Annotated in this window: 18 protein-coding genes; 9 read left to right on the top strand and 9 right to left on the bottom strand. The window is 63.2% G+C overall.

The window, feature by feature from the left end:
* Window positions 1–16: 16 nt before the first annotated feature.
* Complete coding sequence (locus ACMDCM_RS08895; protein WP_412773229.1) at window positions 17–5,017, bottom strand: apolipoprotein A-IV repeat region-like domain-containing protein; 5,001 nt, start codon at window positions 5,015–5,017, stop codon at window positions 17–19.
* Window positions 5,018–5,397: 380 nt separating this feature from the next.
* Here ACMDCM_RS08895 and ACMDCM_RS08890 point away from each other — a divergent pair, with 380 nt between their 5' ends.
* The 3 genes from ACMDCM_RS08890 to ACMDCM_RS08880 all read left to right on the top strand — a co-directional run bounded on the left by ACMDCM_RS08890 (window position 5,398) and on the right by ACMDCM_RS08880 (window position 7,321).
* On the top strand, window positions 5,398–5,775 hold the full coding sequence (locus tag ACMDCM_RS08890; protein ID WP_412773228.1) for an Hpt domain-containing protein: 378 nt from the start codon (window positions 5,398–5,400) through the stop codon (window positions 5,773–5,775).
* Window positions 5,776–5,899: 124 nt separating this feature from the next.
* Window positions 5,900–6,220: a 2Fe-2S iron-sulfur cluster-binding protein gene (locus tag ACMDCM_RS08885; protein ID WP_412773227.1), complete on the top strand. Its 321-nt coding sequence runs from the start codon at window positions 5,900–5,902 to the stop codon at window positions 6,218–6,220.
* A 72-nt stretch (window positions 6,221–6,292) separates the two neighbouring features.
* On the top strand, window positions 6,293–7,321 hold the full coding sequence (locus ACMDCM_RS08880) for an NAD(P)/FAD-dependent oxidoreductase (RefSeq protein ID WP_412773226.1): 1,029 nt from the start codon (window positions 6,293–6,295) through the stop codon (window positions 7,319–7,321).
* Between the two features lie 45 nt (window positions 7,322–7,366).
* On the opposite strand, the gene ACMDCM_RS08875 is transcribed toward ACMDCM_RS08880, so the two are convergent.
* Together ACMDCM_RS08875 and ACMDCM_RS08870 are read right to left on the bottom strand one after the other, a co-directional pair.
* Window positions 7,367–7,864: a hypothetical protein gene (locus ACMDCM_RS08875; protein ID WP_412773225.1), complete on the bottom strand. Its 498-nt coding sequence runs from the start codon at window positions 7,862–7,864 to the stop codon at window positions 7,367–7,369.
* Window positions 7,865–7,899: 35 nt separating this feature from the next.
* A complete protein-coding gene (locus ACMDCM_RS08870) occupies window positions 7,900–8,193 on the bottom strand; it encodes a hypothetical protein (protein ID WP_412773224.1) in 294 nt (97 codons plus the stop codon).
* A 156-nt stretch (window positions 8,194–8,349) separates the two neighbouring features.
* Here ACMDCM_RS08870 and ACMDCM_RS08865 point away from each other — a divergent pair, with 156 nt between their 5' ends.
* Window positions 8,350–9,087: a winged helix-turn-helix transcriptional regulator gene (locus ACMDCM_RS08865; protein WP_412773223.1), complete on the top strand. Its 738-nt coding sequence runs from the start codon at window positions 8,350–8,352 to the stop codon at window positions 9,085–9,087.
* A 133-nt stretch (window positions 9,088–9,220) separates the two neighbouring features.
* Here ACMDCM_RS08865 and ACMDCM_RS08860 read toward each other — a convergent pair whose 3' ends face one another.
* The 3 genes from ACMDCM_RS08860 to ACMDCM_RS08850 form a co-directional block, all read right to left on the bottom strand.
* A complete protein-coding gene (locus tag ACMDCM_RS08860) occupies window positions 9,221–11,290 on the bottom strand; it encodes an SGNH/GDSL hydrolase family protein (RefSeq protein ID WP_412773222.1) in 2,070 nt (689 codons plus the stop codon).
* Between the two features lie 142 nt (window positions 11,291–11,432).
* Window positions 11,433–12,545, bottom strand: a complete 1,113-nt coding sequence (locus ACMDCM_RS08855; protein ID WP_412773221.1) for a lysylphosphatidylglycerol synthase transmembrane domain-containing protein — start codon at window positions 12,543–12,545, stop codon at window positions 11,433–11,435.
* A 751-nt stretch (window positions 12,546–13,296) separates the two neighbouring features.
* Window positions 13,297–13,731, bottom strand: coding sequence for a hypothetical protein (locus ACMDCM_RS08850; RefSeq protein ID WP_412773220.1), 435 nt, complete (start codon window positions 13,729–13,731; stop codon window positions 13,297–13,299).
* Between the two features lie 64 nt (window positions 13,732–13,795).
* Between ACMDCM_RS08850 and ACMDCM_RS08845 the strand changes: the two genes are divergently transcribed.
* Complete coding sequence (locus ACMDCM_RS08845) at window positions 13,796–14,383, top strand: hypothetical protein (RefSeq protein ID WP_412774707.1); 588 nt, start codon at window positions 13,796–13,798, stop codon at window positions 14,381–14,383.
* 85 nt (window positions 14,384–14,468) lie between these two features.
* On the opposite strand, the gene ACMDCM_RS08840 is transcribed toward ACMDCM_RS08845, so the two are convergent.
* Window positions 14,469–15,005 (bottom strand): SixA phosphatase family protein, encoded by a 537-nt coding sequence (locus ACMDCM_RS08840; RefSeq protein ID WP_412773219.1) that lies wholly within the window; start codon window positions 15,003–15,005, stop codon window positions 14,469–14,471.
* Window positions 15,006–15,139: 134 nt separating this feature from the next.
* Here ACMDCM_RS08840 and ACMDCM_RS08835 point away from each other — a divergent pair, with 134 nt between their 5' ends.
* Window positions 15,140–16,573 (top strand): NAD(P)/FAD-dependent oxidoreductase, encoded by a 1,434-nt coding sequence (locus ACMDCM_RS08835; protein ID WP_412773218.1) that lies wholly within the window; start codon window positions 15,140–15,142, stop codon window positions 16,571–16,573.
* Window positions 16,574–16,605: 32 nt separating this feature from the next.
* Here ACMDCM_RS08835 and ACMDCM_RS08830 read toward each other — a convergent pair whose 3' ends face one another.
* Window positions 16,606–16,887 (bottom strand): O-linked N-acetylglucosamine transferase family protein, encoded by a 282-nt coding sequence (locus ACMDCM_RS08830; RefSeq protein ID WP_412773217.1) that lies wholly within the window; start codon window positions 16,885–16,887, stop codon window positions 16,606–16,608.
* Window positions 16,805–18,589 carry an O-linked N-acetylglucosamine transferase, SPINDLY family protein gene (locus ACMDCM_RS08825; protein WP_412773216.1) on the bottom strand — a complete coding sequence of 595 codons (1,785 nt, stop codon included), beginning with the start codon at window positions 18,587–18,589 and terminating at the stop codon, window positions 16,805–16,807. Before ACMDCM_RS08825 ends, ACMDCM_RS08830 begins: the two co-directional genes overlap by 83 nt.
* 268 nt (window positions 18,590–18,857) lie before the next feature.
* Here ACMDCM_RS08825 and msrB point away from each other — a divergent pair, with 268 nt between their 5' ends.
* The 3 genes from msrB to flgK all read left to right on the top strand — a co-directional run bounded on the left by msrB (window position 18,858) and on the right by flgK (window position 23,833).
* Window positions 18,858–19,370 carry a peptide-methionine (R)-S-oxide reductase MsrB gene (gene msrB / locus ACMDCM_RS08820; protein ID WP_412773215.1) on the top strand — a complete coding sequence of 171 codons (513 nt, stop codon included), beginning with the start codon at window positions 18,858–18,860 and terminating at the stop codon, window positions 19,368–19,370.
* A gap of 623 nt (window positions 19,371–19,993) precedes the next feature.
* Window positions 19,994–21,823: a flagellar hook-basal body complex protein gene (locus ACMDCM_RS08815; protein ID WP_412773214.1), complete on the top strand. Its 1,830-nt coding sequence runs from the start codon at window positions 19,994–19,996 to the stop codon at window positions 21,821–21,823.
* A 141-nt stretch (window positions 21,824–21,964) separates the two neighbouring features.
* Window positions 21,965–23,833, top strand: a complete 1,869-nt coding sequence (gene flgK, locus ACMDCM_RS08810; protein ID WP_412773213.1) for a flagellar hook-associated protein FlgK — start codon at window positions 21,965–21,967, stop codon at window positions 23,831–23,833.
* Window position 23,834 lies beyond the last annotated feature (1 nt).

Raw genomic sequence — 23,834 nt, 5'->3', positions numbered from 1 at the left:
CGTTAAAGCGGGACCTTTATCCGAGCCGTCCCGCCGCATGGGCGAGCAGAGTATAGACCAGCCCGGTCTCCGATAGCAGATGGTCGCGTATCACCGCGGGGTCATCGCGCGCGGCTTCGTCCAGCAGACGCTCGAATTCGGCGACGTAGCGATCAGCGGTCTGCTTGAAAGCGCGGTCGGCACGGTATTTGCGGGCGACCTCGTCAAAGGCCTTCTGTCCGGCGGCCGTATAGAGACGCTTGCTGAAGGCCTTGCGTTCGCCGCGCTGGTAGCGATCCCACATCTCTCCGGCAAGGTTGCGATCCATCAAGCGGCCGATGTCGAGCGACAGCGAGTCCAGCGGGTTATCGGCCTGCTGCGCGGGGCGTCCGCGCTGGAGGTGGTCATTGCCGCCTGTATCGGCGCGGTTCAGCAAATCCGAGAGCCAATCGTCGTTTCCTTGCGCCGCGCTTGTCGGGCTGACGGGCGGAGCTTCCGTACGGCGTGGTGAAGGAGCGCCAAGATCGGGCGGCGGGAGGTTCGACGCGCTGCCGCTGTCACGCATGCGAGAAGCTGAGCGCGCAGTCGTCGCACTTCTGCTTCCGGCCTGCGCCGCCACCGGCTCTTCCTCGTGCTGTAAACCGGACCGGGCGCTGCTGACAACGTCGAAACCGTGGCCATGGCGGGCGACGATCCGGTTGAGTTCCGCGAGTGCTTCGATCTGATCGACGATCACCTTGCGTATCTGGGAGGTACTGTCGGCGGCCTCCTGCGGTATCTCGAGCACGCCGCGGCGAAGCTCGTTGCGCGTCGTCTCCAGTTCGGCACGCATTTCCGCAGTCATCTGCTTCATATCCTTGACCAGGATCGCAAACTTGCCGGCGGACTGCTTGAGCATCGAGTCGGCTTCTTCGGTCGCCTGCTGGCAGATTTCGCTCATGGACTCGGATGTCAGGCGGCGTTCTTCCTCGGCCGCGGCGCGAACCGCCTCGAACTGGCGGCTGATCGCCGCCGATCCCGCGCCGGCGGTCTCGGCTACCACCCGCGCGATGTCGCGCGCGCGCTCTTCGGCGGCGGCGAGCGATTCGTCGAGCAGGGTCGTGAATCGCGTCAGTCGCTGATCGAAGTCGGTAGTCCGCAAGTCGATCGCCGTCACAAGCGATTCAAGCACGGACTTGCGTTCCTCGACCGACGATGTTGTGCTTCGGTTGCTTTGTTCGACCCGTGCCGCAGCTTCGACCAGCGTATTCCCATGGGTCTCGAACTGGCCGGACAGCGCACCCAGATCATCGAGAGCCCTGGCGGCCTTGGCGTTGAACACTGCCAATTGATCCTCGAGCGCCTGCGTGGCGAGGCCGTTCCGCGACGTGACATCCTTCATGGTCGATACGAAGTCGGCAACGCGCGTGACGAGCGCGCGCTCCAGCGAATTGAGGTTTTCGTGGGCGCCGGTGAGGACCTCCTGAAGAAGGATATTGCCCTCGCGCAGCCGTTCGAACAAGGCGACCGTATCGGTGCGGAGTATCTTGCTGGTCTCCTGCATGTCGGTGACGGCCATGAGGGATGCCTGGCGCGACTGCTCGATGGCCGAACGCGACGCCTGCTCGAGATCCTTCATTGACTTGCTGATCGCGCCGGTCGCCAGTTCGCCCGCGTTGGTGATGGTGCGGACGACGTCTGAACCGTTCGCGACGATGGACTGCGAGAACGCCTGGCCTTTGACCTCTATCGATTTCAGCACGTCGGACGTAACGCGATCGATATCGGAGGTGAGCTGATCCGCCTTGCCGCCCAGCGCATCGACCAGGGATCCGCGCTTGCTGTCGATCATTTGCGAGAGGCGGTCCGTCTGCTGCTGGACATAATTGACGATTTCGTCCGTTTTGCCGGTGATCGTCGTGCCGAAGCTGCCGCTGGCGGCAAAGATCAGTCGCTCGACGTCGGTCGATGCCGACTTGAATCTGGTGCTGACTTCGTCGGACGCGGAGACCAGGGAGGTGTGTGCATTCTGCGCGCTTGCCTGAATGATCTCCGCCGTGTTCGCTGCGGCCGCATGGAGGGAGCGTTCGATCTCCGAAGAGAGCGTCTTGATCTGGCTGGCGGAATCGGCGGAAGCCGTGGTGAGCGTGCTCTGGGCCTCGCGAGCGCTGCCGAGAATGGCGGCGGCCGTGTTGGTGCCGACCGCCGTCAATGTCCGCTCGATGTCGGACCCGAGTGACTTGACGTGGCCCGCGGCCTCGGTCGAAGCGTTGACGAGCGTGGTCTGGGCTGCCTTCGCGCTCGACAGCACGGCTTCGGCGGTGGAGGTGCCGACCGTGGACAGCAGGCGTTCGACGTCGGATCCGACGGTCGTAAGGGTGCGCTCGATGTCGCCCGCGAGCGATCTGACATGTGTTGCGGCATCCGAGGACGCGGCGACCAGCGTGGTATGCGCGGCGCGTGCGCCGGCTACAACTGAATCTGCGGTGTTGGTTCCGGCGGCGGACAGCGTCTGCTCGATCTCCGCCGACAAGGATTTGACCTGGCTCACAGTCTCGGCGGACGAGTTGACCAGCGTCGTTTGCGCATCGCGGGCGCTGTTGAGGATGGAGTTGGCGGCGGCGGTTCCCGCTGTCGTCAGAGCGCGCTCCACCTCCGTCGAGGTCAACTGCAACTGAGCGCCCACTTCGGTGGAGACCGAAAGCAGGGACTGCTGGGCGGCGCGAGCCCCGGTCTGAATGGTTTCGCTGGTGTTGACCACCAGGTTGGTCAGCGAGCGTTCCGCATCCTCGACATGAGACCTGATGCCGAGCGACAGCTCTTCGGTGCGCGCCAACAGCGTATCGCTGACCTCCCTCCCGCTCGATTCGAAACGACCGGCCACGGCTTCGATCCGCGATCCAAGCAGGTCCTCGAACTGGGCGACGCGCGTTTCGATGGTTGTCGCGACGAAGCCGACGCGTTCGTCGAGGCCTTGATGAATTTCCTCGAATCTCGCCGTGATCGTATCGGCGAGGAAAGCGCTGCGTTCGTCGATGGTTCCGGTCACGCCCGAGATGCGCCCTTCGAGCGCAGCGACGGCCTGCGTTGCGCCTTCGCTCAGCGATGACGCGAAGTGCGCGAGGCGGCTCTCGATCGAGCCGATCGCATGGGCGGCGCCATCGGACAGCGAGGAGGTGAGTGTGCCGAGTCGGTTGTCGATCGTTTCCGTGACAGACTTTGCGCGCGAATCGAAGATTTGCTCGAGTGTCGCCAGGCGGCCGTTGACCGATGCGTCAAACGACTTGATTTTGGCGTCGAACGAAGCATCGAGACTGGTGACGCGCGACTGGAGCGAGTTTTCGAATTGCGCCAGGCGCTGATCCAGCGTGGCGCTGATCTCGCCGCCATTGGACGTCAGACGCGTATCGAAGGTATCGACATAGGCCTTCATGCTCCGGGCGATATCTTCGGTGCGCTGGCCGAGCCGGTCGACGATCTCGCCGCCGAAGGTCTTCACCGTGCGATCGAACTCCGAGATGTGGCGGGTGATGAGCGCGCCGAGCGTGCCGCTGTCGCGTGCGAACTTCTCCGCGAGCTCGGCGCCCTGGTCTTTCACCAGTTGATCGAACGCGCTCATCTGGAGACTGAGCGTATCGTGCGCGGTTTCGGTCTGGGTGGCGACCTTGGCCACCAGCGTATTGACCGTGACGTCGAGCGCTTCGCTCGCCTTGTCGCCGCATGACAGAATCCGGGTTGCCAGCCGGTTGCCAGCGTCGTCGATCTTGGTGGCGAGGTCGCCGCCGCGAAGCTCGAGTTCCACCAGCAGGGAGTCGCTGGAATTTTTCAGGGAGTCGTGGACCTGTTCGGTGCGATCGGAGATGCCTTCGACAATCGATGCCGACTTCTGCTCGAATTCGCTCGTGATCCGCTCGACCCGCTCATTGAGCATGTCATGGACCCGGTCGGCCAGATCGGCGAATTCGTCGTGGACGTGACCGGTCTTGAAATTAAGGCTGCTGGTCAGGCGCTCGCTGGCATCGAGCACGGCGCGCGCGGTCTCGGCGCTGGCCTCCTCAAGCCGGTCGAGCAAATCGCCGCCCCGTTCGCCGAGCGCGAGGATCATGTTGTCGCCGGCGTTGCTGAGGGCCGTCGTGATGTGCTCGCCGCGCTCTTCCAGAGCACCGGTGATGCCTTTTGCGACCTCGTCGACGCGCGAGGCGATCGCATCGCTGATCAGCGCGATATCGTGTCGCAGGTCGATCTGGACCCCCGATATGGCGCTGCGGACCTGTTCGGCCTGGCCGACGAGGTTGTCGCGCTGGTGCGCGATATCCTGGAGCAACGCGCGAATCCGCACCTCGTTATCGGAATAGGCGCGTTCCAGCGCGGCGACTTCGTTGGCGACAAGGGCTTCCAGCTCGCCTGCGCGGGCGATGGCGCGCTCGACGCCGTCGCCCATCGCGGCGACTTCGCGCCGGATCGCCTGACCGACGGTCACCACCGAGTCGCTGGCCAGGCCCTCGGGCTCGGAAAACCGGATCGCCACTTGCGCCATCGACTGTGCGATCATGCGCAGTTCCTGGCCGCGCCACGCCAGGCTGGCCAGAAAGTAGAACAGCAGGACGGGAGCGAAAAACAGGGCAATCAGGCCGGCGAGGGCGAGCGTGCCGCCGCTGCCCTGGCCCATTGCGGCCTGCAGCGAGGGTAGAAAGCTGATCGTCAGCAGGCCGGCGCCGAGAATCCAGACACCGGCGAAAAGTGAGGCGAGCGTATAGATATTGCGGGCAGGACGGCCATTCTGGATGGCCTGAAGGATCTGCCCGATCGTTTCGCGATCGTCATTGGCGGGGCGTCGCGTCAATTGCGGTCCGTCGGCGGCTTCGAAAGCCAGCCGGTCGGCGGCCGCTCGGGCGTCAAAATCATCCTCGCCGTGGGTCGGGAACGGCGGGGCGATCTCGTGACGGGGCGTGGTTTGGTCTGAAATCCCCGCCGACGCCTCGCCGACGTTCAGCGCCTCCTGAATGGCGGAAAGAGCGACCTCTGTCGGATCTTTGACCTTTTTGGGATTGTTCGCCATGTCAGTCCACGCCCTCGTGTTACGCAAACCGCCGCAGGTTCGCGTCGCCGCTGCAAGTCCGGTCGCCGACCCGAGCCCCAAGCCGGTTCCGGGGGTGGCTGCTGCCACCGCCCTTTCTTGTCGGTCACTTCCCCCAAACATCCTATTGGCTTGGCGTCGCGAATGAAATGGTTGTCGTTAATACATTCTTAATCATCGTTAACGGCCGCCACCGCTAACCGCTTCGAGATGCTGAAAATTACTGAACGCCAGCTCGTTTCAGGCGGGATGGCGGCAGAACCCGAGGTTTGTACGCGAAACGTTCTGTTAACCAGCCCGTGATTGGCTCAGCGGGATCCTGTGGGCAGCCTACGCCGCGCATCGGATCCCGGATCGCAGCAATGCCGTATTCCCTTGAGCAGGTCGCCTGGATGCCGTCGCCTCCACTGGTTCCGGACGATGGCCCGATCGATTTCGACCATCTCCGCCGTATAACGCTCGGCGATGACAGTCTCGAGCGCGAGGTATTGGCGATGTTCGCGGGTCAGGCCACCGAGCTCGCGGCCGCGCTGGCGCGACTCCCGCCGGATGCGGCGACCCTGGCGCACAAGTTGAAGGGGTCGGCGCGGGCGGTCGGCGCGGTTCACGTCGCAGTTGCCGCCGGCGAGCTGGAGACCGCGCTCCGCAACGGAGCCGACGCAGCCGGGCCGCGGGTTGCGCTGAACCGGACAATCAGCCAAGCCTGCGAGGCGATCGACGCGATCCTGCGTCGCTCCTGACATATCGCCGGCCGTCCCTGACGAATCGCCCGCCTTTTTGCGCCGACCGCTGGCGCTGGCCGGATCGTTTCGTTATACGACAGCCCGTATCCACCATTGAGTTATGTTCGGCAGCGCTACACAAATGACCAAGATCAACTTTGTCGACCATTCCGGCGAAACCCGTACTGTTGACGTCGAGAACGGCGCGACCGTCATGGAAGCGGCGATCCGCAACGCTGTACCGGGCATCGAGGCCGAATGCGGCGGCGCCTGCGCCTGCGCCACCTGTCATGTTTATGTCGACGAAGCCTGGATCGAGAAGGTCGGCAAGCCGACGCCGATGGAAGAGGACATGCTCGACTTCGGCTACGACGTGCGGCCGAATTCCCGGCTGTCGTGCCAGATCAAGGTGAGCGATGAACTCGACGGCCTCGTGGTCATGACGCCGGAGCGGCAGGCGTAAACACCTCCTATCATCGGCGCGGCCGGCATTGTCCGGCCCAGCTTGGGAATTTAACGGAAAAGATTTTTCGAGATGAGCGAAGCGATCAAGACGGATGTGTTGATTATCGGTGCGGGCCCTTGCGGACTGTTCGCGGTGTTCGAGCTGGGTCTGCTCGATATGAAAGTTCATCTTGTCGACATCCTCGACAAGATCGGCGGACAGTGCGCCGAGCTTTATCCGGAGAAGCCGATCTACGACATTCCCGGCATTCCGCTGGTGACCGGCCAGGGCCTCACCGAGGCGCTTTTGGAGCAGATCAAGCCGTTCAATCCGACATTTCACCTCAACGAGATGGTGGAAAGCATCGAGAAGATCGGCGATCCCGGATTCCGCGTCATCACCGACGCCGGCAAGGTGTTCGAGTGCAAGGTCGTCGTGGTGTCCGCAGGCGGCGGCTCGTTCCAGCCGAAGCGGCCGCCGGTGCCGGGCATCGAGGCCTATGAAAACACCTCGGTGTTTTACGCGGTGCGCAAGATGGAGCAGTTCCGCGAACGGGAGATCCTGATCGTCGGCGGCGGCGACTCCGCGCTCGACTGGACGCTCAATCTGCATCCGCTGGCGAAACGCATCACGCTTCTGCACCGCCGCGACGATTTTCGCGCGGCTCCCCATAGCGTGGAGCAGATGCGCAAGCTGGTCGCCGACGGCAAGATGGATCTGAAAATCGGTCAGGTCACGGCACTGGAGGGCGCGGACGGCAAGCTCTCCGGCGCGCAGGTGAAGGGCAGCGACAATGCGATGTCGACGATCAGTTGCGATACCATGCTGCCGTTCTTCGGGCTGACGATGAAGCTCGGGCCGGTCGCGAACTGGGGACTCCAGCTTGAGAACAACCTGATCCCGGTCGAGACGGCGTCGTTCGAGACCAACGTGCCGGGCATTTTCGCAATCGGCGACATCAACACCTATCCCGGCAAGCTGAAGCTGATCCTCTCCGGCTTCCACGAAGGCGCGCTGATGGCGCAGAAGGCGCACCGCTACGTCTATCCGGACAAGCGGCTGGTGTTCCAGTACACCACCTCGTCGTCGAGCCTGCAAAAGAAGCTCGGGGTGAATTGAGGGCGCGGCGCGCAGGTGTTCGGGGCGCGCCTCCGCCCCGCTGCGTTATCGGTGGTGCTGACGGGCCGAGCTGAACGGCTCGTTGCCCTTTCCCGGAATATCCGGCCCGTTGGGATTGGTCGGGCCCGTGCTGCGGCCATAAGCGGCTTTGAATTTCGATTGACCGCCCACAGGCGAGTTCAGTCCGCCAACAGAAGTCGGAAGGTGATATCCGCGTGGAGCCGGAGCCAGTTTGATCCCGCCTATCCTGCCCATGCCAGGCTTGCCGGTGGGCGACCGCCTGGTCTGATAGCATTTGTGGCTGCCGTCCGTTGGGCAAGTGAAGCAAGTATCGGTTTGCGTGTCACATCCGTTTAATGAACCGGTCTTCGGATCCTGGCTGTACACGCAGTATTTCGCCCGGTCACAGGCATTGATTACCGCTCCCGCATCCGCTCCCGCCCCTCGTTTGGCGGCAGCGGGTGTCGCGACGAATGCCGCTGCGACAACCGATACGACAGCAAGAGCAAGAACAAATTCGCGCAGTCGATTGTCATGACGCATTTCGACCTCCTGTTTGACAGCGTGGCTTTCTCGCCTCAGCAGAGGTTGCCGTAACACGGGATCGGCGGCGGCGTGCGATGGTCGTGGACGTTGCAACCCGGCGCACTCCAGTGACGCCGGCAATAATAGGCCCTGGGGTTGGGCCTGTGCTGTGGTCCGCGGTGATCGCGAACGGTCGGCGCGCTGACCGGGTTGTGGCTCGATCCCGGACCATGAACCGGGCCCAGCCCGCCGGGACCGCCGCGAGCATGACCGGCAGAAGCCAGGGCGAGCGCGCCTGACGCCAGCGCGGCAGCGAAAAGAAGCGACTTGGATCGCAATATCGACATGACCGTCTCCCGTGGTAGGGCTAGCCGGGCGGCCGTTCCAAAAACGAAACGGTCCCCTTCTCAGGCTCGAACATCACGATGCACACGGTTTCTGCGCAGCCTCAACTTCATAATCTGAACTTGGCTGGCGGCGGCGCGGCATGTACGATAAGCCTCATGAGCGAACGCCGGGGCTATGGCCAGCACTGTCCGATCGCCATCGCGGCGGAAGTCGTCGCCGAACGATGGACGCCCCTCCTTGTGCGGGCGCTTTGCGTCGGAGCCACGCACTTCAACGAAATCCACGAAAGCGTGCCGCGAATGTCCTCGGCGCTGTTGTCAAAGCGCTTGCGCGAATTGGAGGATGCCGGGATCGTCCATCGAACGAAGGGCGTTGGCGGCCGCGGTGAATATCGCCTCACCGAAGCAGGGGAAGCGCTGTTTCCGGTCCTGGAAGCGATGGGCTTCTGGGCGCAGCGGTGGCTCAAGCGCGACATCGTCAGCAAAGACAACCTCGATCCGTTCATCCTGATGTGGGAGATACGGCGTCACTGGCGCTCGTCGGGTCGCGACCTCGCGGGCCGCAGGGTGGTGCATTTTCATCTTGATGGCGCGCCGGTCGCCAAGCGGCTTTACTGGCTGGTGTTCGAACCGCGCGATATCGACATCTGCACGCGCGATCCCGGCTTCGAAGTCGATCTCTGGGTCACCGCGAGCCTCCGCACGCTGGTGGAAATCTGGCTCGGGTACCGGTCGCTTCGCGCGGCAGTCGACGACGGTACGCTCCGCCTCGACGGCAACGTGGCCGAACGAAAAGCCTTCCGCGGATGGTTCGCCCTCAGCCATTTCGCACGCGGGCGGGATGGAGCATCCCGGAGCCTTTCCGCTTCCGATGGAATCAAAGCCGGGCTCTAGCTTTTTGTTCTGACGCGTTTTTCTTCGCGTGACGGAGTAGGCGAGCGAAAGCGATGCCGTTCTTCGAACGGCTATGCCCGCGCATGACGCCGGAGCGCGCATTGATTCCGTGTAATCGTGAACCGCTCCAGGTTTACCGCTGCGGTGCGGGCGGGATCGCCGCTGGCGGCGTCAGGGGTGCGGGCGAAACCGGCGAGGGCGGCGCCAGTGGCGGCAGGGGTTCGCCCGTCACGTCGCTGCCATCGGCGCCGTTGAGGTGCAGTTCGGCTTCGACCGCCGGCAGCGCGGCGTCCGCCATCGCGGCATGGCCCTCGGCGGTCGGGTGGATCGCGCCGCCATACACCGCCGAGAGCAGGCCCCATGTCGCGTCATGGATGTCGGACGGCTGCACCGACGCCGGCAGCGCCTGCGGGTAGGTCATCGCCGTGAAGTAGCTGTCGTCAGCGTCGCGGATCCAGCGCGCGCGCGGCAGATAGGCGCGGAAATCGCTGGCCGGGCGCCCGCACGTCATGGGCTGCTGCGGTGCCTCCACGATGTCGCTGACGAAGCTGTCTCCCCTGGCCGAGAAACATGCGCGGTCGAATTCGGGATCGTTGCCGTCGCGCGCGCAGAACCCGTGATCGGCGAACGCCGCCTGATGCGCATCGACGAAGGTCATGCGATCGCTGTCGGGATCACCGCAGATCACGCCGGACTGGCACAGCGCGATCGCCTTCAGCCGCGGCAGGAATTCGTTCCGGACGTAGCCCTCGACCTCGGCCAGCCGCCGCGGATCGGCGTTGAACGACGGATGCACGTCGAAGCCGGCCTTGCCGCCGGCGCAGGGCACGCCGCCGTTGGCCAGCGCCGGGTCGGCGTAGGAGACGAACACCACCCGGGACAGGTCGTTGTCCAGCAGCGGCTTCAACGCGGTGCGCAGCCGGCGGAAGGATTGCGGCAGGTCGCGCGCGAGACTCGACCGGGAATCATCGACCGATCCGATCAGGCCGCTGCGCTTGAACAGTGCGCGCTCGGTCGGCGCATCGACGATGACGTCGGACACGAGGCCCGAGAAATTGATATCGTTGGCGCCGACGGTCAGCAGCACCAGGTCGAGCTTGCGATCGGGCTGGCGGCGTTTCGCAGCCGCAAGCGCGTCGCGCAGTTCGGCGATCTGGCCATTGACGGTGCCTTGACACTTGGCCGACGACTTCGTGGTCAGGCATTCGCGCGCACGCTGCGAACCCAGCATTCCGTCGGGAATGCTGGCGCCGGTGCAGGCGAGCGGCAGATAGGTCACGGCGATGTGCGGATACCGCACCGCGAGCGCAAGGGCGGTTCGGGTCTGGTAACTGTAAAGCGAGCGATGACAGGCCGCGTTCATCCACAACGCGCTGTAATGCTGCCAGGTCTGGAGCGATCCGGAGGTGCCGCAGGCTCGGCCGCCTTTGTAGCCGGCGCGGCTCGGTCGGTAATATTCGCTCGTCGGGCCGCCGAGATAGGAGCGGAAGCAGAAGCCTTCGTCGGACAGCGCGATGGCGCGGTCCGGATTTCCTTCACCCGAGGCGATGGAGTCGCCGAGGCCGGCGATGAGGATGTCGCGCACCTTGATCTGGGTCGTCAGGCGCTGCGGCGCGTCGCTGCCGCTCGTGACATCGACGGTGGCATTGGTGGCGCGGCCATAGCGGGCGCGAAAGTCGATCGGCTCGGCGCAGTCCTGCGTCGTGGTGCGTGGGCCGTCGCCGTCGTCGAACGACCAGGCGCACACCGCGCCGACCGGGATCGCGCCGGTCAGGCGCACGGTGACGGGATGTTCCGTCGGTGCCAGATAGCTCTCCTTGACCTTGTCGCGGGTGCAGGGCTCGCTGATATGGCCGCCGAGGTCAACGCAAAGGCGATTCACGGCGTTGCGGGCCCAGCCGCGGCCGTCGCTTTGCAATTCCAGCGCCTGCTCGGCGGCGAGAATGCTCTGGTTGCGTTCGGTTGCGACGTGGATCTGGAAGTCGCGCTCCTCGCGGAATAGCCTGAAACGGTTGCGGACCTCCCACGAAATCTCCATTCCTCCGGCCGCCTGATCCTGGACCGGCATGACCTGGACTGGCGTGGCCTGGGCCGGAGAGGCGGGATCGCCCGCAGCGGACTGTGCGGCGGCTTGCTGCGCGGCGAGCGTGCCGAGCAATGTCAGGAGAATCCGGATGAGGGAGAAGGCGTGAGGGCGGGCCATGAACGGTTTTGACGCGATAGTTTTGGCGGAAATAAGAGAGGTTCGTCGGATCGACCAATGGATGAAGCGAATGTGACGGGCGAAGACGATCGGCCATGAACGGCGGAACCGATTGCGGCGACAGGATCGCACGGCGGGCGGCTCACTCCTGCGAGACCCGTGTCTTGACAGCACGCGGCGGTGGGGTCGCCTGGTCTGGAGCGGTGCCGCCGCCGTCGTTACCGTCGCTACCGCTACCGCTATCGTTGCCGTCGGCGTTGGTCACGCGGCGGTGCTGCCAGGGCTGCACGACGTTGAGCCAGAGTTCGCGCGTGCCCATGATGGTGATGGCGATGGCGAAGGGAATCACGAAATAGAGCGTGCGGTAGACCAGAAGCGTCGCCAGCAACTGCTCCTTGCCGAACTGCGGCAGGGCCACCAGCATCGCCGCGTCGAATACGCCGAGGCTACCGGGAGCGTGGCTGGCAAAGCCGAGCAGGGTCGCCAGAATGAAGACCACCGACACGGAGACGAAATCGATCGGCGGTTGCGCGGGCATCAGCAGGTAAATCGCCGAAGCGCAGAATCCCAGATCGACGACGCCGATCAGGATCTGCACGAAGGTCAGCCGCGCCGACGGCAGCACGACTTTCCAGCCGTTCTGTCCGAGTTCGCGGCGATTGCGACCGGTGATGATCCAGGCGAGATAGACCACGATGCCGGCGAGGCAGCCGAACGCGATCAGCCGGTTGATGGATGGCGGCAGCAGGTCCATCGCGCTTGCGGCCGAGGGGTGCCAGGCCATGCCGAGGCCGAGCACGAACAGGTTGCCGAGCCAGAACGTCAGTCCCGAGATGAAGCAGACCTTGGCGACATCGATCGCGTTCAGTCCGTGGTCCGAATAGATGCGGAAACGAATCGCGCCGCCGGTGAAGACCGTGGCGCCGACATTATGGCCGATGGTGTAGCTCGTGAACGCAGAGAGCGCGGCAACCCGGTAGGGGATATGATCCTTGCCGATGGTCCGCAGCGCAAAGAAGTCATAGAATGTCAGCGTACAGAACGCGCCGATCACGCAAAGCGCGGCCATGGTGATCTCGTGCGGCGACTTCTCCGTCAGTGCGATCAGAATAACGCCGGTGTCGACGCCCTTGAGGGTGCGGACGAGAGTCATGATCGCGAAGGCGATGATGACGAGGCTCGCAACGACGCCAAGGCGTTTCCAGCCGATCCGTTCCTTGAAGCCGCCCTGGAGCGCGGTCAGCAGCCGATGCATTCGTCCTCCCGCCAGCACGGTGGTTCGGAAGTTTGCCTCATTTTTTCTCTGCAAGCGCTTCAAGCGAATGTCCGAGTCTAAACCACACTAGAATCATAAATTGCCAATGCCCTTTCGAGTCCGAAGTTTGCTACGGAAGGCGCTATATAACGAGGCGAACTTCAGATTGAGGGCACTAGGACCCCGATCTAAAAATTCGCATATCCTTGCAGTAATCTCCAACGAGCTTCGATATCAAGGGCACTCTTATAATCTCACTATATTCCGGCGATTCTGGTGAAGCGGTTCAGACGTTCGCTGGACGGACGCGCCCGGACAATGAAGCAAACCCCCACGCCGGTCACGCATGTTTTTTTGTTTTGAGCCGGTTGGAGAGAAGGAGGGGCAAGCGGCTGTTCCGTCACTCATACGCGAAAAATCCACGGGACAAAATGGCGCGCCGGCCCGACAGATGAGTCGTTATGGTCCAAACGATCCCGATGGTCCAAACATCTCGGGTCTTGCACCGGCTGCGATGATGTTGCGCCACGACCGTTATTGCATATAGGCATAAAACCTCTTCTGTTCCATGGTCGATTTGAGCCTCTTCGTCGGAGGATACCTCGAAGCCGCACCCGGCGTTGATCCGTCAATTGTATGACGGCAGCGTATTGCGTCGGGAAACAATTCGTGAATGCATGATGCAAGAAAACGCCCGGCCCAGGGCTGGCGACGCTGGACCGGGACGCGGGCATGATGGACGCCGGGGTTGTCAGCTCTTGCGCAGCGCGAAATACGCGCCGCAGAAAGCCATCGCCGCGCCGAGACCGAGCACGGCCAGCCCGGCCACGAGGCCTTCGACCGTGGGTACGGCGCTCGGCGCCGAGGCGGCCTGTCCGGCGCCTGCAAGAAACAGCACGGCGATCGCGATCAGGAACTGCCGCAGTCGCTGCTGGATACGGCCGGACGGCGCGCTGTGCATCAGCGTCGCGACGAAATAGCTGCCGGAGAAGGCGGCCGTTGCGACCAGCCACCATGCGATCGCGGCGCCCGCCGGCATGAACTCCCTGGCATCGGAACGCCACAGGCCGCCGAGATCGAGGCCGATCTGCGCGCCCAGCATGTGCACCGCAAGCGCGAGCAATATGCCGGATACCATCGCGCCGCCGAGAATCAGATGGCGCGGAAAATAAGCCGCTTCAGCCATGAAGGATTTGTAGGATAGAACCCGCCTCGCGAGCAAGAGAAAGCCCGTTGTGCGAAGGACGCCGATCGTGTCGCTGCCACCCGAGACGCCGCCAGGTCTCGGCTACGCCTACCGGGCGTCGCTGATCGGATCGGCGCATCGGTTCGTGCTGGAGGATGAGGGAATATCCTGGCAGGCCGGCAGCCGGTCCGGGATATGGCGTTATGCGGATATTGCGGCTGTTCGGATGTCGTATCGGCCCATGTCGATGCAATCGCGCCGCTTCCGCACCGATATCCTGCATCGCGACGGCGGCCGCATCGTTGTAATGTCCACGACCTGGCAGACGCTGGCGCTGATGGATACGCAGGACAAGGATTACCGCGTATTCATTGTCGAACTGCATCGCCGACTCGCCTTGCATGGCGCGCGCGCTTCGCTGGTTGGCGGCCTGAGGCCCGCGCTTTATTTCGCAGGGGTGGGGGTGCTGACGTTGCTGTCGGTGGCGATGGCCGCATTGCTGGTGCGGGCGCTGGTTATCGGCGAATGGGCGGGCGCGCTGTTCATCGTCGGGCTGTCGGCGCTGTTCGGCTGGCAGGCCGGCGGCTACATGCGCCGCAATCGACCGCGCGCCTACACCTTCGACGCGCTGCCGCAGGATTTGCTGCCCTGATCGGCGCTCTCGCGAGTGGCATCGGCGCTGGCAGGACGTTGAATAAGTCTCGACGGATGTCGTTCCTGGGCGCGCTGATCAGACTCTAAGCCTCCTTCAGCAGTTTCGGGCTGACGAACCGCGCGAGCTGTCCGCTTCCGAAGGCCGCGCCATTCCAGCTCTCGGCGGCAAAGTCGATCACCGCAAGTCCCGACGTCGGCAGGTTGCGGGCCAGCGCCGCGCGCCCGGCCGCATCGCCGCCGCCGATCAGGCCGAGCGCGAGTTCGTGCAGGCCGGGATTGTGCCCGACGATCATCAGACGTCTGGACTTCTGCGCGGCAGCGGAACGAATGAGCGCCAATAGCTGCGTCGGCTGGGCGCCGTAAAGATCCGGCAGATGCGCGGCAATCTCCGGAGGCACATCATCCGAAATCCGCTGCCGGACGATATCCCAGGTGGTGCGTGCCCGCACGGCGGTCGAAATGAAAACCAGATCGGGCAGAAGGGATTGTTGTCCGGCGAGCCAGGCGCCGAGTTCGGCGGCGTCCTTGCGGCCGCGTGCGGCCAGCGGGCGGTCCCGATCGCCGCCGCTGGGTGTATCGCTCTCGGTTTTGGCGTGTCGAAGCAGCAACAGGCGGCGCATGACTCAGTCTCGATTCGGCATTGAAGCATGACCGTAACGCGGGATACAGGTATCGATCCCGTCGATCAATCTGCAACCTTGCACGGACAGGGCGACAAGATGACAAGGTTGGCGCAAATCCGTAAGAAAACGCCATGATTTCGGAAAGCACAGATGCGGCCGATAGTCCCGGCGATACGGTGTCCGCCGTGGCCGCGCCGCAACGTGTGCGGCTGAGCGCCGATCTCGATGTCGATATTTGCGTGGTGGGGGCGGGTCTTGCCGGACTCACGGTGGCGCTGGAAGCTGCGCGGACCGGCGCGAGCGTCGTCGTTCTCGAAGCGCGCCATGTCGGCTGGAACGCGTCCGGCCATCATCTCGGAACGGTCATGCCGGGCTACGCGCTTCCGCTTTCCGATCTGATCGCGCGGGTCGGCTTCGATGACGCCTGCGAACTCTGGTCGCTGTCGCGGCAGGGCGCCGATTATGTTCGCGCCCATGCCGCCGAACATATCATTCCCGGCCTTGCGCTGAGCGAAGGCGCGCTTGAAGTCTCCAACGTCGATGCCGGCGAGCGGCTTGTCAGCCATCTGCAGATGCTGGCTGAGGATTTCGCGACCGAGGTGGAGGGGTGGCAGGTCGATCGCGTCCGCGACACCTTGCGCACGGACCGGTATTTTCACGCCGTGCATTATCCGCGAGCCTTCCAGATCGAAGGACGTAAATATGTTCACGGCCTCGCGAAGCTTGCCCGCAACGCCGGCGCGCGCATCTTCGAAGAGACGCCGGTGGTCGGGCTCGATCCGTTCGGGATTCGAAAGCGCATCGTGACCCCGCAGGCGCGCCTGCGGGCTTCCCATGTCGTGCTTGCGGGCAATGTCCATCTCGGCGGAGCGCTGCGGCGATTGTCCGATACGCTGGTCCCGGTCTGGCGCCATGCCGCCGTCACGGCGCCGCTGGGCGCACGGCTCGCCGAGGCGGTGGCATTTCAGGGCTCCGTCATCGACACCGACGGCATCGATCATTTCCGGATCGTCGACGGTGACAGGCTGATGTGGGCCAGCCCGGAAACCACCTGGGAGGCGCGATCGGATCGACATGCCGCGGCGATCTGCAGGCGCATCCGCGCCATTTTCCCGCAACTCGGCACGGTCGAAATCGCAGAAGTCTTCAGCGGCGCGATCGGGCAGACCGTGCACGGCATGCCGCAGATCGGCCGGCTGCAGCCCGGACTGTGGGTCGCGAGCGGTTTCGGCCGGCAGGGATTGAACACGTCGGCGACGGCGGGGCAACTGATCGCCAGCGGGATATTCGAAGGCGACGACCGCTGGCGGCTGTTTTCGCCGTTCGAACTGGTGTGGGCGGGCGGACCGACCGGACGCGCCGCCGGCTACGCCATCGGCATTGCGACCCGGGCACGTTCCGCCGCCGCCGGCGCGCTCGCCCGCTATCGCGAGCGCGCGCGCATCAGGGCGCGAGCGCGCGAGGTCAGGCTCGCCGAGGCCAGTCGTCAGGCAGGAACGCGGCCGCTGCGATCGATGACTCGTCACGCACCGCCGTCGGCGCCCGCGAGCGATCGCGATGGATAATCGGTTTGATGCGACTTGCCCGGTCCGTTGGATCACGCGGGTACGACGATATGATCAGGCGGCAGGCCGGCCCGATACCGATCGTACATGGCTCGATACGCAGCCTCGATATGTCTCGTAAATAATTCGGTATCAAACAGAGGCGTAGTCAGACGATTCCTTGCAAGCTTGTCCTTGATCGCGGCGAGCCTGTCGGGATTTGTGGCCAGGTCGATGGCGAGACTCTCATACTCATCCGACGTTTGAGCAATCAGCCCGGGCAGACCGATCGCGCTCAACAGGCTCGCGGCAACCCTGCCTGCAAAGGTTTTCACCGATTTGGGTGAGTACCGGCAGGCCTGCCCAAAGCGCATCGCTCGCCGTTGTGTGAGCGCTGTATGGCAGCGTATCCAGGAAAAGGTCGGCGAGGCGATGGCGCGCCAGGTGCTCGGGTGGCTCCGCTCGCCTGGCAAAGACAAGACGCGCCGGATCGACGCCTCTGACCTCGGCTTCCTTTCTCAGGTTTTCGATAGCCGTTTGGTTTTCGGCCAGCAGCCAAAGCGCGCTTTCATCGACCGCCCTGAGAATGCGCATCCAGCGTCCGAAGGTTTCAGGCTGAATCTTGTAGTTGTTGTTGAAGCAGCAAAACACGAACCTGTCTGCGGGAAGTCCAACATCACCCCGTTGGAATGACGTATCGGCGATCAGCCGTTTCCGGTCGTTGGGTTGATAGCTATGAGGCAGCGTGGCGATCTTTTCCGAGTAAAGCGTCGCGTCGGAAGACCTGAGAACTGTTTTGTCGGCAATGATGTAATCGATGTACGAAGCAGCCATTGTCCCAGGATAGCCGAGGTAGTTGACCTGTAGGGGAGCGGGACGGCGCGCGAAGATATCCGTGCGCGCACCTTTCGTGAAACCATTCAAATCAACCAGGATATCGATTTCAGCGTCGGCAATTGCGCGCGCGACTTCGGCGTCCGATCGATCTTCGCAGGCAATAAACGCGTCGAATGAGTTCATCAGCCGCTTGCGAACATCCGATCCATCGTCAGGTCCTATGGAATAGGCGAATAGTTCGAAACGCGTCCGGTCATGCAGCTCAAATAATTCCGCCATCAGATGTGCGGTTGGATGCCGGTTGAGGTCGGTAGAGACATAACCGAGACGTATTTTATCGTGCGCATGGATCACGCCCTGCCATATCGGCTCGACCGTTTGCGGATTCCTGGCCGTCGTCCACGTTCGCGCGCAGCGATGGTGATCGCTGGCTGAATCGCAGAGAGACAGCAATGCAAAAGGGCCGCTGCTGAGCTTGCCCGATCGAACAGATGTCGTAAGCCGATTGATCTCATCACCGAGTTTTTCCCAACTGCACAAGCGCATTTTCGTATGAAGCCGCGCCCCTTCGACGCCCTCCAGGTCAGGCTTGATGGAGAAAGCCCTGTCATAAGCGGCGAAGGCTTCATCGTAGCGGTTGAGATCATAGAAAACATTGCCGCGACCGAACCAGGGTTCAGCGAGGGCAGGCTTGATCGAGAGCGCTTTGTCGTATGCAGCGAGCGCCTCGGCATGCCGCTTGAGGACCGAAAGCGCCTTGCCCTTGTTGGCATAGGCTTCGCCATACGATCCATTCAATGAAATCGCCCTGTCGAAGTCCGCAATCGCCGAATCATGGTTTCCGAGATCGTTGAATACGGTCCCTCTGTTGTTCCACGTCTCGGCGACGGTCGGATTCAAAGCCAGGGCCTTGCTGAAATTTTCCAGGGCCTGCTGCGGCTTGTTCAGGCGTTTGGAAATCAGCCCGTAGTTATAAAACGAGACGTCGGATTTCTGATTTATGGATATCGCTCTTGCGATGAACGGCTCTGCCTCGGCAAAGCGTTCCATGGCCATCAGGACCACGACCAGAAGGTTGAGAGCGGGAACATTCGATCTGTCGGCTCGGACGACACGGCTGAACAATTCTTCGGCGCGCTTCAGGTCTCTATTATTGAGAGCAGCAAGCGCATCATTAAAGATTCTGGGAATATCGGACATGCCAGCTTATGATCTGAAAAAAAGCGCCATCGTTTCAGGGTCGCTCCCGGCTCCGGCCGACCTCCGATGCCGTTATTGTCATGGGGGTCGAGCGCAGGGTAGGGGTCCTCTGCGGGGTATCCCACGACAAAATGTACTATTCCGGCATGACAGCACCAAAAAGTGAGCGGGACCGACCAGGATCGGTGTAACTTTGTCGGGCGTGGCCGCCTATTTCAGTCGAACCCAAGGTTCATTGATCGTCACACCGACTCCCACGGAGACAACCATGATCGACCGCCGTATCCTGCTCGCATCCGCCGCCGGCCTTGCAGGCCTGCTCGGCTTGCGCTGGCTGCGCGGGGGGCCCGCCAGGGCCGAGACAAAACCCGCCCAAAAGTTCGAGATCGAAAAGACCGACGCCGAATGGCGGGCGCAGCTCACGCCGCAGCAGTACCACATCCTGCGCGAGCACGGCACCGAGCCGCCTTTCACCAGCCCGCTTCTCAAGGAGCATCGCAAGGGCACATTCGCCTGCGCCGGCTGCGACCTCCCGCTCTATTCGTCCGAGACGAAATTCGAGAGCGGCACCGGCTGGCCGAGCTTCTGGAAACCGCTCGACAATGCGGTCGGCGAATCCACCGACACGACCTTCGGCATGGCCCGTACCGAAATCCACTGCCGTCGCTGCGGCGGCCATCTCGGGCACGTCTTCGACGACGGTCCGAAGCCGACCGGCCTGCGCTACTGCATGGACGGGCTGGCGCTGGTCTTCCATCCGGCGTCCCCGTCGGCGACGTAGGCTTTCGCTGCGCGAAGTTTCCAGATCTGACGGCTGGACGGAAACATCGCGATCCATCGTCATTGCCGGGCTTGACCCGGCATCCATCCTTTTTTCGAAGAAGATGGATGCGCGGGTCATAGGCGAACGGAAGCGCCGCCGTCCTTCGAACGGCCATAGGCGAGCGCAAGCGACGCCGTTCTTCGAACGGCCATAGGCGAGCGGAAGCGCCGCCGTCCTTCGAACGGCCATAGGCGAGCGCAAGCGCCGCCGTCCTTCGAACGGCCATAGGCGAGCGAAAGCGACGCCGTTCTTCGAACGGCCATAGGCGAGCGAAAGCGACGCCGTTCTTCGAACGGCCATGTCCGCGCATGACGACAGCGAAAGCAGCCACTGTCACTCCAAGCCGCCGCATTTTTCCTTCCCGCGAACCGTCATGCTTGGTTCGAAACCATCGCGCTCCCCCCGGCAAGAGTTGCCCTGTCAGGCAGGAATGCTCTGGCTCAAAAGCCATGGCCTTATTCTAACTTACTGAAATAACTAGTTTTTTAAGTTGGCACGGAGCTTGCGACGTCATTTCCGGCTGCGGCTGTGGTTTGGTTGATCTCCGGAAAAGCCGCCCGGATCGAGTTGGAGACGATGTTATGGGTATTTTCGACGCATTGAATACGTCGGTCGGCGGTTTGCAGGCGCAGTCCTTTGCGCTGCAAAACATTTCCGGCAACATCGCGAATGCCCAGACCACGGGGTACAAGGGCATCGCCACCGCCTTCAGCGATCTGATCCCCGACTCGACCACCTCGAACCGTCAGGTCGCCGGCGGCGTGACGGCGTACTCGACGGCGACCATCACCAGTCAGGGGACGGTGTCGGCCTCGACGGTCGGCACTTACATGGCGATCACCGGCGATGGATTTTTCAATGTCCAGTCGCCGACGGGGCGCGTGGACAACCAGCCGGTGTTTTCTGGCGTGACCTACTACACGCGGCGCGGCGATTTCCAGGTCGACGCCAACGGCAACCTGGTCAACAGCGCCGGCTACTACCTGATGGGCGTGCCGGTCGATCCCAAGACCGGCAACCCGCTCGGCAACGTGCCGCAGGTGCTGCAGTTCCAGAACAACTTCGTTCCCGCGCAGGCCACCACGACGCTGCAATACGCCGCCAATCTTCCGTCCGTACCGACGACGCTGTCGAGTTCGACCGCGACCGCGGGCACCATCACCGCGGCCGGCGGGTTGAATCCGTCCGACTTCACCACGAACTTCAATCCGCTTGTGGTCGGCACGCCGGCGCCACCCTATACCGACGCCGCCACCACTGGTTCGCCGGCGACCAACCAACAGACGCCGCCGGTCGCGATTACCAGTGCGACGCTGTTGTCCGGCACTGCGCCGAGCGACTCGCTGCCCGTTGGTTTTGCGGTCAACAATACCATCACCGTTGACGGCACTGTCATTACCTTCACTGCGGCCGGCACCGGTGTACAGGATGCGACGCATGTGCGCATCGACGATACCGTCGGCGACCTTTTGGGCAAGATCGGCGCGATCACGGGGCAGGCCCCGACGATCGACGCCAGCACCGGCGCGATCACCCTGCACACTGGCACGGCGCAGAATCTCTCAGTAACGAGCGCATCCGCTGGCTGGGCTTCGATGGGCTTCGGCGCGACGACCAACATGGCGCGTGGTGGCGGGGGCACGCCCGGCGCCGGCGTCGTGATCGCCAACGATCAGACCATGTTCCAGCAGGAATCGATCAGCGGCGGCGCGGTCACGGCTTACGACGCGACCGGCACTTCGGTGAACCTGCAACTGCGCTGGGCCAAGACCGATAGCGCTTCGCTGGGCGCCGGTCATTCCGATACCTGGAATCTGTTCTACCAGGCCAATCCGAACGCCACCGGCACGCAGGCGGCATGGGTCAACGTCGGCACCAACTTCACCTTCGGCACCAACGGCCAGCTCTCGAGCCCGGTCGGCTCGTCTATCGTCATTCCCGGCGTCACCGTCGGCACCCAGTCGCTCGGCAACCTCACGCTGAATCTCGGTTCCGGCGGACTGACCCAGTATGCCAGCAGCGGCGGCAACGCCACCGTCAATGCGATCAACCAGAACGGCTACGCTGCCGGCCAGTTGCAGTCGGTCGCCGTCAACAATGACGGCATCGTGGTCGGCACCTTCTCGAACGGGCAGAACCTCTCCCTCGCGCAGGTGTCGCTATCGCACTTCAACGGCACCAACTATCTGAAGGCGCTCGATGGCGGCGCCTATGCGGTGACCGACGAGTCGGGGCCCGCGATCGCCGGCGCGGCGGGGCACATCAGCGGCTCGTCGCTCGAAGGCTCCAACACCGACATCGCCGACGAGTTCACCAAGCTGATCGTGACGCAACAGGCTTACTCGGCGAACACCAAGGTCATCACCACCGCGAACAGCATGGTTCAGGATCTCCTGAACGTGCTGCGATAGAGCATGATCCTGAAAAGTGGAAACCGGTTTTCGGATGAGATCATGCTCAATCGAAAGAATAAAGCAGAGTTTGATTCAACGCAGGTTGAATCGGACTCTGCTCGCGGTGCCGATTGATCCGGTTTCGAAGCGGGCAAAAAGATGAGTTTGAGTTCGGCCCTCTCCATCGCGATGTCCGGCCTGCGCGCCAACCAGGCGGCGCTGTCGATCGTCTCGGGAAATGTCGCCAACGCGAACACGCCCGGCTACGTCTCACAGACGCTGGTGCAGGACCAGATCGTTACCGGCGATACCGGCTCAGGTGTCCGCGTCATCGGCGTCAACCGCACGCTCGATACCTACGTGCAGTCGCAGTTGCGTACGGAAAACGCCGGCGGCGCCTATGCCGACCAGATCGCGAACGTGCTTGGCCAGTTGCAGAATGTCTATGGAACGCCCGGCGACGACGGAACGCTGGAAACGGCCTACAACAACTTCACCTCCGCGCTGCAGGCGTTGTCGGCAAGTTCGGGCAACACGGCGGCGCAATCCTCGGTGCTGAACGCGGCGCAGGCGCTGGCGCAGCAGCTCAACGCCACCACCAGCGGCATCCAGACCCTGCGCTCCAACGCCGAACAGGACATTTCGGTATCGGTTTCGCAGGCCAACGCGGCGATGTCCCAGATCGCCCAGATCAATCAGAAGCTGCTGGGCATGAGCTCCCAGGACCCGGCTGCGGCGACGCTGATGGACCAGCGCGACAGTGCGATCGACCAGCTTTCCAAATTGATGGATATCCGTGCGGTCACCGACGGTGCCAATCAGACGTCGGTGTTCACAACGTCGGGCGTCCAGCTCGTCGGCGGCGTGCAGGCGTCGACGCTGTCGTTCAACGCGCAGTCCTCGCTCACCGCGAATTCGCAATGGAGTGCGGATCCGGGCAAGTCGAGCGTCGGCACCATCACCTGCCAGCTCCCGAACGGCGCCAAGATCGACATGATCGCCTCGCAAGGCATCAACTCCGGCCAGATCGCCGCCGACGTCCAGTTGCGCGACAAGACGCTGGTGCAGGCGCAGAATCAGGTCGACCAGATGGCTGCGACGCTCGCCAGCGCGCTGTCCGATGTCACGACAAGCGGTACGCCGGTCGCCGGTCCTCCGTCGGGTTTCGACCTCGATCTGTCGAACGTGCTGCCTGGCAACTCCTTCAACGTCACCTATACCGACTCGAGCAACGTCTCGCACACCGTCACTGTGGTGCGCGTGGACGACCCGACCGCGCTGCCTTTACCGAACACGGCTTCGAATCCCAACGACAAGGTGATCGGCGTCAATTTTTCCGGCGGGCTCGCCTCGATCGCCTCGCAACTCAATACCCAGATCGGTGCGACCGCGAATTTGACATTTTCCGCGTCGGGCTCGCAGCTCCGCGTGACCGACGACGGCTCGGGCGCGTCCACCGTGACCGCGGCTTCCACCACGACAACCACGCAGTCGCTCACCTCGGGCAATCCGCAACTGCCGTTCTTCACCGATCGCGCCTCGCTTTATACAGGCGCGATCACCGGCACCGCGTCGCAGATCACGGGGCTGGCCGGGCGCATTCAGGTCAACGCCGCGCTGCTCGCCGATCCTTCCAAGCTGACGGTCTACAATACATCTCCGATGACGCCCGCCGGCGACACCACGCGCTCGGACTTTCTCTTCGACCAGCTCACCTCGGCGACGTTCAGCTACGCGCCGAATACCGGCCTCGGGTCTGCGGCGGCGCCGTTCAAGGGTACGCTGCCGTCTTTCCTGCAGCAGTTCGTCAGCGTGCAGAGCAGCGCGGCGACGACGGCGAAGCAGGTCGCGCAAGGCCAGGACGTCGTCGTCAACACGCTGCAGGAAAAATTCAACGCCAAGGCGGGCGTGAACATCGACACCGAGATGACCAACCTGATCGCGTTGCAGAATTCCTACGCGGCGAACGCGCATGTGATGTCGGTGGTGCAGACCATGATGCAGACGCTGCTTCAGGCTCAGGTGTAAC

The organism is Nitrobacter sp. (assembly GCF_047149785.1).
Taxonomy (GTDB): Bacteria; Pseudomonadota; Alphaproteobacteria; order Rhizobiales; family Xanthobacteraceae; genus Nitrobacter.
The sequence above is the reverse complement of the archived record's forward strand: the minus strand, read 5'-3'. Positions and strand labels throughout refer to the sequence as shown.

Excerpts from the sequence above, each read along its gene's own strand:
- ACMDCM_RS08895 (WP_412773229.1), bottom strand. The coding sequence starts at position 5,017 with ATGGCGAACAATCCCAAAAAGGTCAAAGATCCGACAGAGGTCGCTCTT.
- ACMDCM_RS08890 (WP_412773228.1), top strand. The coding sequence starts at position 5,398 with ATGCCGTATTCCCTTGAGCAGGTCGCCTGGATGCCGTCGCCTCCACTG.
- ACMDCM_RS08885 (WP_412773227.1), top strand. The coding sequence starts at position 5,900 with ATGACCAAGATCAACTTTGTCGACCATTCCGGCGAAACCCGTACTGTT.
- ACMDCM_RS08880 (WP_412773226.1), top strand. The coding sequence starts at position 6,293 with ATGAGCGAAGCGATCAAGACGGATGTGTTGATTATCGGTGCGGGCCCT.
- ACMDCM_RS08875 (WP_412773225.1), bottom strand. The coding sequence starts at position 7,864 with ATGCGTCATGACAATCGACTGCGCGAATTTGTTCTTGCTCTTGCTGTC.
- ACMDCM_RS08870 (WP_412773224.1), bottom strand. The coding sequence starts at position 8,193 with ATGTCGATATTGCGATCCAAGTCGCTTCTTTTCGCTGCCGCGCTGGCG.
- ACMDCM_RS08865 (WP_412773223.1), top strand. The coding sequence starts at position 8,350 with ATGAGCGAACGCCGGGGCTATGGCCAGCACTGTCCGATCGCCATCGCG.
- ACMDCM_RS08860 (WP_412773222.1), bottom strand. The coding sequence starts at position 11,290 with ATGGCCCGCCCTCACGCCTTCTCCCTCATCCGGATTCTCCTGACATTG.
- ACMDCM_RS08855 (WP_412773221.1), bottom strand. The coding sequence starts at position 12,545 with ATGCATCGGCTGCTGACCGCGCTCCAGGGCGGCTTCAAGGAACGGATC.
- ACMDCM_RS08850 (WP_412773220.1), bottom strand. The coding sequence starts at position 13,731 with ATGGCTGAAGCGGCTTATTTTCCGCGCCATCTGATTCTCGGCGGCGCG.
- ACMDCM_RS08840 (WP_412773219.1), bottom strand. The coding sequence starts at position 15,005 with ATGCGCCGCCTGTTGCTGCTTCGACACGCCAAAACCGAGAGCGATACA.
- ACMDCM_RS08835 (WP_412773218.1), top strand. The coding sequence starts at position 15,140 with ATGATTTCGGAAAGCACAGATGCGGCCGATAGTCCCGGCGATACGGTG.
- ACMDCM_RS08825 (WP_412773216.1), bottom strand. The coding sequence starts at position 18,589 with ATGTCCGATATTCCCAGAATCTTTAATGATGCGCTTGCTGCTCTCAAT.
- msrB (WP_412773215.1), top strand. The coding sequence starts at position 18,858 with ATGATCGACCGCCGTATCCTGCTCGCATCCGCCGCCGGCCTTGCAGGC.
- ACMDCM_RS08815 (WP_412773214.1), top strand. The coding sequence starts at position 19,994 with ATGGGTATTTTCGACGCATTGAATACGTCGGTCGGCGGTTTGCAGGCG.
- flgK (WP_412773213.1), top strand. The coding sequence starts at position 21,965 with ATGAGTTTGAGTTCGGCCCTCTCCATCGCGATGTCCGGCCTGCGCGCC.